The sequence below is a fragment of the Kitasatospora sp. NPDC001683 genome, from assembly GCF_053596495.1.
The window spans coordinates 193,116-205,046 of record NZ_JBSFGK010000001.1; the positions used below are offsets into that span (position 1 = coordinate 193,116).

12 protein-coding genes are annotated in these 11,931 nt (G+C 73.4%); 6 read left to right on the forward strand and 6 right to left on the reverse strand.

Features of this window, described 5'->3' with window-relative positions; translation table 11 throughout:
• Positions 1-233 precede the first annotated feature (233 nt).
• Positions 234-2,048 (forward strand): phosphomethylpyrimidine synthase ThiC, encoded by a 1,815-nt coding sequence (thiC, locus tag ACWCYO_RS00875; RefSeq protein WP_270145594.1) that lies wholly within the window; start codon positions 234-236, stop codon positions 2,046-2,048.
• Positions 2,049-2,324: 276 nt separating this feature from the next.
• Here the strand turns inward: thiC and ACWCYO_RS00880 are convergent, their stop codons facing one another.
• A complete protein-coding gene (locus ACWCYO_RS00880; protein WP_449782926.1) occupies positions 2,325-3,719 on the reverse strand; it encodes a Mu transposase domain-containing protein in 1,395 nt (464 codons plus the stop codon).
• A gap of 261 nt (positions 3,720-3,980) precedes the next feature.
• Here ACWCYO_RS00880 and ACWCYO_RS00885 point away from each other — a divergent pair, with 261 nt between their 5' ends.
• Both ACWCYO_RS00885 and ACWCYO_RS00890 read left to right on the forward strand, forming a co-directional pair.
• Positions 3,981-4,238 carry a hypothetical protein gene (locus ACWCYO_RS00885; protein ID WP_270145590.1) on the forward strand — a complete coding sequence of 86 codons (258 nt, stop codon included), beginning with the start codon at positions 3,981-3,983 and terminating at the stop codon, positions 4,236-4,238.
• Positions 4,239-4,326: 88 nt separating this feature from the next.
• Positions 4,327-5,097: a hypothetical protein gene (locus ACWCYO_RS00890; protein WP_270145588.1), complete on the forward strand. Its 771-nt coding sequence runs from the start codon at positions 4,327-4,329 to the stop codon at positions 5,095-5,097.
• Positions 5,098-5,138: 41 nt separating this feature from the next.
• Here ACWCYO_RS00890 and ACWCYO_RS00895 read toward each other — a convergent pair whose 3' ends face one another.
• Positions 5,139-5,543, reverse strand: coding sequence for a VOC family protein (locus tag ACWCYO_RS00895; protein WP_270145586.1), 405 nt, complete (start codon positions 5,541-5,543; stop codon positions 5,139-5,141).
• A gap of 132 nt (positions 5,544-5,675) precedes the next feature.
• Here ACWCYO_RS00895 and ACWCYO_RS00900 point away from each other — a divergent pair, with 132 nt between their 5' ends.
• Positions 5,676-6,557, forward strand: a complete 882-nt coding sequence (locus tag ACWCYO_RS00900; protein ID WP_270145584.1) for a LysR family transcriptional regulator — start codon at positions 5,676-5,678, stop codon at positions 6,555-6,557.
• Between the two features lie 26 nt (positions 6,558-6,583).
• Here the strand turns inward: ACWCYO_RS00900 and ACWCYO_RS00905 are convergent, their stop codons facing one another.
• The gene (locus ACWCYO_RS00905; protein WP_270145582.1) at positions 6,584-7,420 is read right to left on the reverse strand and encodes a helix-turn-helix domain-containing protein; all 837 of its coding nucleotides are present in this window, start codon (positions 7,418-7,420) and stop codon (positions 6,584-6,586) included.
• Positions 7,421-7,521: 101 nt separating this feature from the next.
• On the opposite strand from ACWCYO_RS00905, the gene ACWCYO_RS00910 reads away from it, so the two are divergent.
• The gene (locus tag ACWCYO_RS00910) at positions 7,522-8,118 is read left to right on the forward strand and encodes an NADPH-dependent FMN reductase (RefSeq protein WP_449782937.1); all 597 of its coding nucleotides are present in this window, start codon (positions 7,522-7,524) and stop codon (positions 8,116-8,118) included.
• 13 nt (positions 8,119-8,131) lie between these two features.
• The gene (locus ACWCYO_RS00915; RefSeq protein ID WP_270145580.1) at positions 8,132-9,100 is read left to right on the forward strand and encodes an aldo/keto reductase; all 969 of its coding nucleotides are present in this window, start codon (positions 8,132-8,134) and stop codon (positions 9,098-9,100) included.
• 15 nt (positions 9,101-9,115) lie between these two features.
• On the opposite strand, the gene ACWCYO_RS00920 is transcribed toward ACWCYO_RS00915, so the two are convergent.
• From ACWCYO_RS00920 to ACWCYO_RS00930, 3 genes are all read right to left on the reverse strand, one after another.
• Entirely contained in the window at positions 9,116-9,256 is a 141-nt protein-coding gene (locus tag ACWCYO_RS00920) for a hypothetical protein (protein ID WP_449782927.1), read from the reverse strand.
• Between the two features lie 32 nt (positions 9,257-9,288).
• Positions 9,289-10,131, reverse strand: a complete 843-nt coding sequence (locus ACWCYO_RS00925) for a hypothetical protein (RefSeq protein WP_270145576.1) — start codon at positions 10,129-10,131, stop codon at positions 9,289-9,291.
• 255 nt (positions 10,132-10,386) lie between these two features.
• The gene (locus tag ACWCYO_RS00930; RefSeq protein ID WP_270145574.1) at positions 10,387-11,805 is read right to left on the reverse strand and encodes a metallophosphoesterase; all 1,419 of its coding nucleotides are present in this window, start codon (positions 11,803-11,805) and stop codon (positions 10,387-10,389) included.
• Positions 11,806-11,931 lie beyond the last annotated feature (126 nt).

An 11,931-nucleotide genomic window follows, 5' to 3' on the forward strand; every position in this document is an offset into this window, starting at 1 on the left:
CCTCGGCCTTCGCGCCGTCTTCGCCCGGCCGGTTCGGTTCGGGGGCCGTCTGGACCTGCGGCGATCCGCTCGCTACGGTGTTGGCGTCATGTGCAGGCAACACCGCCTGCGACGCGGGAGCTCGGAGCACCGGGCTGAGAGGGCGCTGACCGGGACGTCGACGGACGGACCGAGGGCTGCGTCGACCGCAGGAACCTGGACCGGGTAATGCCGGCGTAGGGAGTAGAGGTCAGATGACCACGTTCGAAGCACAGCCGCAGTCTGCCCAGAGCGCCCCCAGCAGCGAGCGCACCGGCTACCCCACCCCGGCCTGGCGCAAGGCGTACCGCGACGGGTCCCGGCCCGACCTGCGGGTCCCGTTCCGCGAGGTGCAGCTCACCAACGGCCGGACCGTCCCGCTGTACGACACCTCCGGCCCGTACACCGACCCCGCCTACGAGCCCGACGTGCGGCGCGGCCTGCCCGCCCTGCGCGACGCCTGGATCCGCCAGCGCGGCGACGTCGAGGAGTACGACGGCCGCGAGGCGCGCCCCGAGGACGACGGGATCAAGCACACCTCGCCGCGCGGCGGCAACCTGCGCAACCTGGACGCCGTCTTCCCCGGCCGCCCGCGCCGCCCGCTGCGCGGCCGCGGTGGTGTCGCCGTCACCCAACTCGCCTACGCCAAGCGGGGCGTGGTGACGCCGGAGATGGAGTTCGTGGCGCTGCGCGAGGGCCTGGAGCCGGAGTTCGTGCGCGACGAGGTGGCCCGTGGCCGGGCCGTCATCCCGGTCAACGTGAACCACCCCGAGGTGGAGCCGGCGATCATCGGCACCAACTTCCTGGTGAAGATCAACGCCAACATCGGCAACTCCGCCGTCACCTCCTCGATCGAGGAGGAGGTGGAGAAGATGACCTGGGCCACCCGCTGGGGCGCCGACACCGTCATGGACCTCTCCACCGGCCGCAACATCCACACCACCCGCGAGTGGATCCTGCGCAACTCCCCCGTGCCGATCGGCACCGTGCCGCTCTACCAGGCCCTGGAGAAGGTCGACGGCAAGGCCGAGGAGCTGAGCTGGGAGGTCTACCGGGACACCATCATCGAGCAGTGCGAGCAGGGCGTCGACTACATGACCGTCCACGCCGGCGTACTGCTGCGGTACGTCCCGCTCACCGCGCGCCGCAAGACCGGCATCGTCTCGCGCGGCGGTTCCATCATGGCCGCGTGGTGCCTGGCGCACCACAAGGAGAACTTCCTCTACACCAACTTCGAGGAACTCTGCGACATCCTGGCCTCCTACGACGTCACCTTCTCGCTCGGTGACGGCCTGCGCCCCGGCTCGATCGCGGACGCCAACGACGAGGCGCAGTTCGCCGAGCTGCAGACCCTCGGCGAGCTCGGCCGGATCGCCCGCGAGCGCGACGTCCAGGTGATGATCGAGGGCCCGGGACACGTCCCGATGAACAAGATCAAGGAGAACATGGATCTCCAGAAGGAGATCTGCGACGAGGCGCCGTTCTACACCCTCGGCCCCCTCACCACCGACGTCGCCCCCGGCTACGACCACATCACCTCGGGCATCGGCGCCGCGATGATCGCCTGGTGGGGCACCGCGATGCTCTGCTACGTCACGCCCAAGGAGCACCTGGGCCTGCCCAACCGGGACGACGTCAAGACCGGCGTGATCACCTACAAGATCGCCGCCCACGCCGCCGACCTCGCCAAGGGCCACCCCGGCGCCCAGGCCTGGGACGACGCCCTCTCCGACGCCCGCTTCGAGTTCCGCTGGGAGGACCAGTTCAACCTGGCCCTCGACCCGGAGACCGCTCGTGACTTCCACGACGAGACCCTCCCCGCCGAACCCGCCAAGACGGCCCACTTCTGCTCGATGTGCGGCCCCAAGTTCTGCTCGATGAAGATCTCCCAGAAGATCCGCGACGAGCACGGCGACGGTTCGACGGCCGTCTCCAGCGAGTTCGACGCCGAGGCCCTGGCCGGCATGGCCGAGAAGTCGGCCGAGTTCGCGGCCCAGGGCAACCGGGTCTACCTCCCGCTGGCGGACTGACGCCCGCACTCGAAGCGCTGTTCCCGGAGGCTCCTGCTCCTCGGGAACAGCGCTTCGTCGCTTCGTCATGGCCCCGGCTCGGCTATTTCGGCGGCCCGCCGTTCCGGGCCGTCTGTCTCTGCCGTGCTGTGGACCGAGCTGAAGAGCCGTTGGACCATGCCGGGCGTACGGCCCGTGCGCCGGCCTCCAACGCAGTGTCCGTGACGTTCCCTAGGACCGGCCGACGGCGCCCGACGGCCCGGCGCGCGGCGGGCCGTCGGGCTCGTGCGGTGCCGCTCAGCTCCCGGCGCCGCCGGTCGGGCGATCCCGTTGGGTGGGCACGCGTGGCGTCGCGACGTTGCGTTCCCCGCCGGGCCGACGGGCGGGCGGGGCGTCGAGCCGGGCGCGTAGGGCGTCGGCTTCGGCCAGGGCCTGCGGGGACGGTGGACGGGGAGTGTGCCGCCGGCAGAGCGGGGCGTCGGTGGGCGCCGGCGCCGGGTGGCGCTCCAGTACGGTGATGGCGCTGCTGTGCTCGACGACCGTCAGCCCGGCCCCCGGCGGAGCGAGCGGGCAGCGGGCGATGACGGCTCCGGCGGGGGTGGCGATCGACAGGTGGGACTGGTCGAGGCGTCGGCGGACCTCCACCGGTGCGTCGACCAGGTGCTCCGGCAGGGCGTAGAAGTTGCCGCGGAAGGCCACCAGGCCCTGGGCGGTGACGGTGCGGCGGGCGCGGACACGGACCGGGTACGGAGCGGGCAGTTCACGCAGGGCCGTGGTGTCGGTGCTCCCCCGCCGGGTGTCCAGGCGTGCGGCGGACCGGCCCAGACCGTCCCAGGCGTCCCGCAGGGTGGTGTCCTCCGGCAGCCCGCGCCACCACGAGCGGAGGGCCTCGTCCAGGGTCCGGCGGGTGTAGGAGCGCTGGTCGGCCGGCAGGCGACACTCGACGCGCACCCCGTAGTGTCCGGCCACCTGCCGGAACTCCGGTGTCACCCGGTCCGCCCGGGGGCACCACACGGTCGGCATCCGGCCGAACCGCCAGGATCCGGCGGTGCCGCCGAGCCGTCTCAGCACGAGGTCGACGGCCTCGACGAGATGGGGCAGCTCCTGGTCCTCCGCCAGCGCCACCGACCAGCGGCCGATGCCGCGGCCGGCGTCCGCGCCGGGCTCGGTGAGCGAGCCCACCAGCAGGCCCGCCCGGTTGCCGTAGCCCCAGGCCGACCGCGGCTCGGGCAGTCGCAGCCAGTCGAACTCGATGGTCCCCCCGCCGGGCTCGGGAACGGGCCGGCCGCTCGCGGCCGCGGCCAGGTCCTGGCACTGCCGGCAGCTCGGCCGGGCCTGGTGCCTGCGCAGGGCGCCGGTGAAGGTCGAGTAGCCGCCCGCATAACCGAGGTCGACGATCTCGTCGAAGAGGACGGTGGCGGCCAGGTGCGGGTCCTCCGCGAGACGCTGGCGGCAGTATGGCAGGAACTGGAGGAATCCGTCCTGCGGGGAAATTCTGATGCCCGGGGTCCGCTCTCCGCGGAGGTAGGACCTCACGGTTTTCCGATCACGCCCGAGATGTCGGGAGATCCTGATTATCGACCATCCTTGGCGATGCAGTCTTACCGCTTCCCGGTATTCCTTCCAGCTCAGCAAGAAGCCTCCCAGGGTCCGATCCGGCCCGGCGCAAGCCGATGAATATGCCAAGAGCAAGTGGGAAACATAGCATCGCGCGAAGAGGAGAAACGTTTCTCTTGCAATGGTTTTACTTGGGGATTTTTGTCGAGCGATGCCGGCAGTGAGTATAGGATTACCTCCGCCCCGGCCCTTTGTGCGAACCCGTGGGCGGCGGGAAAATGTTCACCCCCTGGTCCTTCACGCCCTGGGTAATTTTGCGGAGCGACTCCGATATCGAATATGGAAGGACGCCCATACGCCGTAAAACCGGGCCCGCCGCCTCTCGTTGATGAACCCGTGACCTCACCATGCCTGCCCTACGCCCCGCCGCCCACGGTGCGGGAGTCGATCGCCCCGCTCGGGGCGTGGCTCTTCGTCCCCGACCGCCGGAACGCCGTGGGCGACGTGTCCACCGGCTACCTGTTGCGCAACGGCGAGCGCGTCGTCCTGGCGCACACCTCGCGCCCGCTGGCCGACCTCGTGCGGAAGATCGGCCAGCTGGAGAGCGACTTCGCGGCGCGGATCGGCGCCCTGCTCTTCCCGGACGAATCATGAGGCCGCCGGCGTCACCCGGCCGCCCGGCGCCGGACCGGGCCGGCCGCCGGACCGAGCCGCGGCCGGCCGGCCGGGTGGGGAGCCTGCCGTGTACGACCGGATGACCGAGCTGCTCGGCGCGTACGGGGGCCGCGACTACGAAGAGCCCGACCTGGAGGCGTGGGCCGCGCCCGGCGACCGGGCCCGCGAGGCGGCCCGCCCGGCCGCCGACTGGTACGACGACGGTTTCGGCTACGGCCTCGGCACCGCGCCCGGTGACGCACAGGCGTTCAGCCCCGTCGTCGCGTCGGCCGGCTGGGAGAACGGGACGGCGTTCGTGCCGCCTCCGCGGGCGCCGGTCGAGCCGTCCCGGGCCCGCGGGACGGGCGGACCGGGCGGACCGTCGGCCTCCCGGCACCGTCGACGCCCTCCGTTTCCCCGCCCGGCCTGGCCCCACCTGGTCAGCTCCGCCTTCGGTGCGCTGACGGCGCTGACGGTGACCGCGGCCTGCGCGCTGAGCTGGGTGTTCTCCTACGGGCCCCTCCAGGATCTGGCGTTCTCGTGCGTGCCGAGCGGACTGTCGCGGGTGTGGCCGGTGGTCGTCTACGGACCGTGGCTCGCGGGCTGTCTGTCGGTCCTGCGTGCCGTCCAGCACGGACGTCAGCCGTTCCACTCCTGGGTGGTGGTCGTGCTCTTCTCCGGCCTCGCGGCCGGACTGTGCGTCGCCGACGTCCCGTGGACGCTGCCCGCCGTCGTCGTCTCCGGCCTGCCGCCGCTCACCGGCGTCATCTCGCTCCACCAACTGGTGCGCCAGCTCACCGCGGCCAGGGGAGCGCGGCAACGGCTGGACCGGCAGGCGGGACACCGGGCGCGCCGGTGAAACCCCCGTGACGCCGTTCGGCCCGTGGCGGGCACCGGAGCTCAGTCGGTGTCCTCGGCGTCCTCGGTGGCGTCCTGGGGGTACCAGCGGAGTTCGACGGTGTTGCCGTCCGGGTCCTGGACGTAGAGGGAGGTGGCGGTGCCGCGGGCGCCGTAGCGCGGGCCCGGGCCGTCGAGGACGGTGAAGACGCCGGAGTCGACGACCTCCTGCCAGTCGAGGGGCTCGACGGTGAGGCAGATGTGGTCGACGTTGGACTCGTGCCGGGGGCGGTGGAACAGGTCGATGATCGTCTCGGGGGAGACCCGGACGGACGGGAAGGAGACCTTGCCGGCCCGCCACTCGTCGACCCGGACCGGCTCCAGGCCGAGGAGGCCGGTGTAGAAGGCCAGGGACCGCTCGATGTCGGCGACGTTGAGGACCAGGTGGTCGAGGGCGACGACGCGCATGGTGATCGGCTCCGGTGGTGTGGGGTTCGCTGGGGACGAGGTCCACGATCCTCCGGCCGCGAGGGATCATCAATGGCGGATCGCCGTACGATCATTGAGTAGGACTAAACGATTCGGGGTTCGGGGGACGGGGTGTTGGAGCGGCTGGAGATCGAGGTCTTCCTCGCGCTCGCCGAGGAACTGCACTTCGGCCGGACCGCCGAACGGCTGGGCCTCACCACCGGTCGGGTCAGCCAGGTGGTCAGGAAGCTGGAACGCCGGGTCGGCGCACCGCTGTTCGACCGCACCAGCCGGTCCGTGCGGATCACCCCGGTCGGGCGGCAGCTGGCCGGGGACCTCGCCCCGGTGGTGGCCGCGATGGCGGAGGCGCTGCGCCGGGCGGTGGACGCGGGCCGCGGGGTGACCGGCGAACTGCGGGTCGCGTTCCTCGGTGAGTGGACGGCCCCGGTGCTGCTCCGGGCGGTCGCGCTGTTCGGCGAGCGGCACCCCGACTGCCGGGTGGACGTGCGGGAGGTGCAGCTCTCCAACTCCCGCTCCAGCCTGGAGGACGGCTCGATCGACGTCCTGGTCGCCTCCCACCCCTTCGACGGCATGACGCTCGGGCCGGTCCTGCTCACCGAGCGGCGCGTCCTGGCCGTGCCGGCCGGGCACCCGCTGGCCGCCGAGGCCTCGGTGTCGCTCGAGGTGCTCGCGGACCACCCGGTGGTGCAGTACCCGGCGGTGACCTCGATCGGCTTCAAGCGCGACCGCACCCCCGACCGCACCCCCTCCGGCCGCCCCGTCCCCAAGGGCCCGTCCGGCGGCACCTTCTCCGAGATGCTCAGCCTGGTCGCCATGGGCCGGGGCGTCCTCCCCGTCGGCGAACACTGCCGCCAGTACTACCCGCGCCCCGACCTCGCCTACGTCCCCATCCACGACGCCCCACCCATCGAACGCGGCCCGGTCTGGCTTCCGGCCAACACCACCGAACGCGTCCGCGAGTTCGCCCGAGCCGCCGCCGACGCGGTCCGGTAGCGCTCGACTCGGCGCGGGGGCGGGCGTCAGGAGATCGCCCGGAGCCGGGGTGCGGCCGGGCTGGTCAACTGGGCGAGGTGGGTGGCGGTTTCGGGGTCGGCGGGGAGGAGGACGAGGAGTTGTTGGGCGTCGGCGGGGAACTCCAGGGTTTCGCGATGGAGGCGGAGTTCGGGGCCGGTGGGGTGGTGGAGGCGGAGGGGGCCGCGGCGGGGGACGAGTTGGTTGCCGAGGCGGCGGGTGAACTCGGGGCCGGCGACGGGGGCGAGTTCGGTGCTGAGCCATTCGGAGTTCTCGGCGGAGGGGCCGAGCCAGAGGTCGAAGGCCTGCTCGTCGGCGACGTCGTCCCAGTCGGGGAAGAGGGTGCGGGCGCGGGGGTCGGTGAAGACGTAGCGGGTGAGGTTGGGGGCGGGGTGGTCGAGCAGGCCGGCGGCGCCGAGGACGGCGGCGTAGCCGGGGGTGTGGGCGAGGACGTCGCCGAGGCGGTTGGTGACGGCGGCGATGCCCGGTTCGAGGAGGCGCAGGGTCTCGCGGACGGTGGGGCGGACCTCGCGGGTGGGCGGGGCCGGGCGGACGTGGTTGGGGCAGGCGCCGCCGGTGATCTTGGCGAGGTAGCGCAGGTGGGTGCGTTCGGCGGGGTCGAGGCTGAGGGCGTCGGCGAGGGCGTTGACCACGGCGGTGGAGGGGTTGCGGTCGCGGCCCTGTTCCAGCCGGGTGAGGTACTCGACGCTGATGCCCGCGCGGACGGCGAGGTCGGTGCGGCGCAGTCCGGGTGAGCGGCGGCGGCCGGAGTCGGGCAGGCCGAAGGTCTCGGGTTGGATGCTGTCGCGCTTGGCGCGGATGAAGTCCCCCAGTGGTGTGCCCATGTGACGAGCGTACGGGGGCGGGGGCCGCGGAGGGTGGCCCTGTGGGGGCCAGCCTGGGCACGGTCTGGCTGGTCCTGCTCAGCGGGCCGATGGTGGTGGGCATGGAGAAGAACACGTACAAGCTGGTGGTCCTGGTCGGCAGTGTCAGGGAGGGCCGGTTCGGCCCGGTGGTGTCCTCGTGGGTGGCCGAACAGGCCGCCGCCCACGGTGGGTTCGAGGTCGAGGTGGTCGACCTCGCCGAGGTGGACCTGCCGTTGGCGCTGCCCGCCGCCTCGCCGAAGTTCGCCGGTGCCGACTACCCCCGCCCCGCCGGGATGGCGCGGCTGACCGGTGCCCTGGAGGGCGCGGACGCCGTCCTGATCGTCACCCCGGAGTACAACCACAGCCACCCGGCCTCGCTGAAGGCCGCGATCGACTGGCACTTCACCCAGTGGACGGCCAAGCCGGTCGGCTTCGTGAGCTACGGCGGCGCGGCCGGCGGCCGGCACGCCGTGCTGCACCTGGAGAACGTGCTGACCGAGCTGCACGCGGTGACCATCCGGGACGGCCTGTCCTTCCCGAACTACTTCACCGCCTGGACGGACGGCCGCCCGGACGACCCGCAGGCGGCCGGCTACGCCAAGACCATGTTCGACCAACTGGTTTGGTGGGCGGGAGCGTTGAAGAACGCTCGGGCCGCCGCGCCGTACCCGGCCTGAGACGGGGGACGCGATGGAGTACGGAAGGCTCGGCGGCACCGACCTGGTGGTCAGCCGGATCGCGCTCGGTTGCATGGGCTTCGGCGGCAGCGGCCGCGGCCACAACCCGTGGGCGCTGGACGAGGAGGCGGCCGCGCCGGTGTTCCGGCGGGCCGTGGAGCTCGGCATCACCCTCTGGGACACCGCCAACGTGTACGGCGGCGGCGCCTCGGAGGAACTGGTCGGCCGCGCGGTGCGGCGCTACACCCGGCGCGAGGACGTGGTGCTCGCGACCAAGGCGGGCCTGCCGATGCACGACGGGCCGGGCGGCTCGGGGCTGTCCCGGCGGGCGATCCTGGAGCAGGTCGACGGGTCGCTCGCCCGCCTCGGCACCGACCACGTCGACCTGTTCCAGCTGCACCGCTTCGATCCGGCGACCCCGGTCGAGGAGACCGTGGCCGCCCTGGCCGAGGTGGTCGCGGCGGGGAAGGTCCGGTACGTCGGCGCCTCCTCGATGTGGGCCTGGCGGTTCGCGGAGCTGCGGCACACCGCGGCCCGGGACGGCGGCCCGGCCTTCGTGTCGATGCAGCACCAGTACAGCCTGGTGCAGCGGGAGGAGGAGCGGGAGATGTTTCCGCTGCTCGCCGACCAGGGGGTGGGGAGCCTGGTGTGGTGCCCGCTCGCCTCGGGGCGACTGGCCCGCCCGTACGGGGAGCCGACGGCCCGCTCGGCGCAGGACGCGGTGGCCGGGCGGTTCTTCGCGGACGTCGACCGGCCGATCGTGGACGCGGTGCAGGCGGTCGCCGGGGCCCGCGGGGTGCCGATGGCCCGGGTCGCGCTGGCCTGGGTGCTGGGCAACCCGGTGGTCACCGCGCCGATCGTCGGCGCCACCCGCCCGGGGCACCTGGACGACGCGGTGGCGGCGCTCGACCTCCACCTGAGCGGGGAGGAGCGGGCGGCCCTGGAGGCGCCGTACACGCCCCGGCTGCCGACCGGCTTCTGAGGGGGCCGGCCGCGGTCACGGCAGCAGTCCCCAGGACAGGGCCCAGGGCAGGAAGACGGCTCCGGCCGGCAACCGGCCGCGCAGCCGGGCCCGGTCGAAGCGGGGCACGGCGGCGAGCGCGGCGAACCGCCGCCGCGGTGCCGCGGTCGCGGCCATGGCGGCGGACCCGACGGCGAGCGCGGGCCGTTTCAGCCGACGTCGTCCGGGCTGGTGAAGTCGGGCGCGGTGTAGCCGGGGCCGGTGAAGTCGGGTGGGGTGAAGGCGGCGGGGCGGGGGGTGCGGCCCTCGGGGTCGGTGAGGCCGTCGGGGCGGGGGCTGGTGAAGGCGGGCGGGCTGTAGCCGGGGCCGGTGAAGTCGGGGCTGGTGAAGGCGGGGGCCGGGCGGCCGGGGACGGCCGGCAGGTGGGTGTGGAGGTAGGGCAGCAGGCCGCGCTCGCGCAGGGCGGTGCGCCATTCGGCCCGGGCGGCGGCGAGTTCGGCGGCGAGCTCCGGGTCGGTGCCGGCCGGGACGGCGGCGGCGCCGTCGCGTATCGCGGTGAGCAGCAGCCCGATGATGCCGACGGCCATCGCGGCGACCCCGGCGGAGAGGGCCACCCAGCCGGCCGTGACCAGCGAGCGGGCGAGGACCAGGCCGGAGTCGGCGGCGCGCAGGACGTAGCCGACCAGCAGCAGGACCAGCCCGGCGGACCAGGCGAGGATCGGGGTCAGCACGGTGAGGACGGGGAACAGCCCGGCGCCGCCGTTGGTCGAGCGCAACTGGCTGAGCAGGCCGGGGGCGTACGGTTCGACGTCGGTGGGCGGCGGGGGCGTGGCGCGCAGGCTCTCGCGCAGCGCGGTGTAGTGGGCGTACTCGGTGCCGGCCGCGGTGTTGATGACGTCGGCGTCGCGCAGGGCGCGGACGCGGAGCTGGTCGGCGGTGAGCGCGCCGGGGGCGCGCAGGGCGGTGAGGACGGTGCGGTCGCGCAGGGCTTCGCCGAGGAGGCGCTCGTACTCCGGGCGGTCCTCGGCGAGCAGCGGCGGGGGGTTGGACAATGGGGACCCCGTTCATGCGGACCCCGGCCGGCAGCGAGGACGCGGGGCCGCATCGGGGACGCGGGACACCCCAGGACGCCGGGACGGGCGCGGAGGCGGGCCGCCGGACGGGCGGCCGGGTGTGGTGTGCCTCATGGTAGGGGCGGGTGCCGCCGTGCTGACAGTCGGTTTCCGGAATTTCGCGCCCCGGGCGGCGCGCGTGCGGGGGACCGGGCGCCGGGAACAACTGTTCCAGTGGCTTTTATTGACTGGTGATCAGATGGGCAGCCGGGCGACCAGCAGTCGACCCTCCATGGTGACCCCGCCGTCCATCGCCACCGCCAGGTCGTCCGCGTACACGTACGGCCCCGGGATGTGCGGCGGCTGCCCGTCGTCCGCGTGCACCGCGCCGGTGAGGTACGGGATCGGGCTGTGCCCGTGCACGATCCGGGAGCCGCCGTAGGTGTCGAGCAGCTCGTGGACGGCCATCGGCCCGGCGTCGCCGCGGAACGCGAAGCGCTTGGTGAAGCGGCGGAAGCAGTCCCACCACTCGTCCACGCCGCCGTCGGCGAGCAGGCTGTGCACCGCGTCGTTGACGTCGGGGATGGACTCGCCGTACTCCAGGTAGGCCGTGGTGTCGGAGTGCAGCAGCAGGTGTCCGTCCTCCAGGCCGATGGCCGGCAGCCGGGAGAGCCAGCTGATGTGGTGGGCCTCCAGCCGGTCCAGGTCCGTCTGCTGGCCGCCGTTGAGCCGCCAGGCGGCGAGGAAGGAGGCGGTGCCGGCGGTGGACTGGACGGGCTCGTCGCCGTACTTGTGGGCGCCGAGGAAGAGCAGTTCGTGATTGCCCATCAGGGCGCGGCAGTAGCCGCCGGCCGCGGCCGCCTCGGCGGCGAGCTGCATGACCAGGTCGATGACGCCGATGCCGTCCGGGCCGCGGTCGGTGAAGTCGCCGAGGAACCAGATCCGGGCGCGGCCGGCCGACCAGTGGCCGTCGGCGTCGATCAGGCCCTGGTGGTGCAGCTCGGCGCGCAGCTCCTCGAGGTAGCCGTGCACGTCGCCGACCACGTACACCGGGCCGGGCGGCTCGCCGGGGCCGGGGGCCGGGTACGGGTACGTCGGCGCGGCCGGGTCGGGCAGCGGCGGGCCGAGCTCGATGGTCGGCGGGTCGTCGCGGTCGGAGAACTGGTCGGGGATCTGCTCGGACAGCTGGTCGGGGAGCTGCTCGGCGAGCTGGAGGGCCGGGGAGGGCTGGTCGGGCAGGGTGGGCTCGTAGCCGGGATGGTCCTGGACGTCGTGGCCGGAGTGGACGTCGTGGCCAGCGTGTTCGGCGTGGCCGGAGTGGTCCTGGGGGGCGTAGCCGCCTTCGTACCCGGTCTCGTAGCCGGCCTCGTAATCGCCCTGGCCCGGGTGCGAGAAGACCGCCGATTGGTCGGCCGGCCCGTGGTCGGTGCCCGGGCCCTGGGCGTGCACGGTGTGCCCCTGCCCCTGCCCCTGGCCGTCGGCCGGCCAGTGCTGCTCCAGGTAGCGTGCGCCGCCGTAGCCGCTGTAGGTCTCCGCGTCGTACGGCGCGCCCTGGTAGTCCGGGGCGGGCTCGGGTTCGTAGTAGGTGCCGTACGGCAGCACATCGAGGTCCGGCTGGTGGCGGGGGCCTGAGTGGGGGTGCTCAGGTCCGGGGAAGCGGTCCTCGGGTGTCATTCGCCCATCATAGGAAGACCACTCTCCCGCCGTCGTCACCTGGTGGGTATCCAATCCTCCGGAGCGTCAGCCGGGCGGTACCGCAAGGTCCGTTTTGTCCCGGCTCGGTAGGGTCTCGTCGGCGTC

Excerpts from the sequence above, each read along its gene's own strand:
- thiC (WP_270145594.1), top strand. The coding sequence starts at position 234 with ATGACCACGTTCGAAGCACAGCCGCAGTCTGCCCAGAGCGCCCCCAGC.
- ACWCYO_RS00895 (WP_270145586.1), bottom strand. The coding sequence starts at position 5,543 with ATGCGCGTCGTCGCCCTCGACCACCTGGTCCTCAACGTCGCCGACATC.
- ACWCYO_RS00905 (WP_270145582.1), bottom strand. The coding sequence starts at position 7,420 with ATGGGCACACCACTGGGGGACTTCATCCGCGCCAAGCGCGACAGCATC.
- ACWCYO_RS00910 (WP_449782937.1), top strand. The coding sequence starts at position 7,522 with ATGGAGAAGAACACGTACAAGCTGGTGGTCCTGGTCGGCAGTGTCAGG.
- ACWCYO_RS00915 (WP_270145580.1), top strand. The coding sequence starts at position 8,132 with ATGGAGTACGGAAGGCTCGGCGGCACCGACCTGGTGGTCAGCCGGATC.
- ACWCYO_RS00920 (WP_449782927.1), bottom strand. The coding sequence starts at position 9,256 with ATGGCCGCGACCGCGGCACCGCGGCGGCGGTTCGCCGCGCTCGCCGCC.
- ACWCYO_RS00930 (WP_270145574.1), bottom strand. The coding sequence starts at position 11,805 with ATGACACCCGAGGACCGCTTCCCCGGACCTGAGCACCCCCACTCAGGC.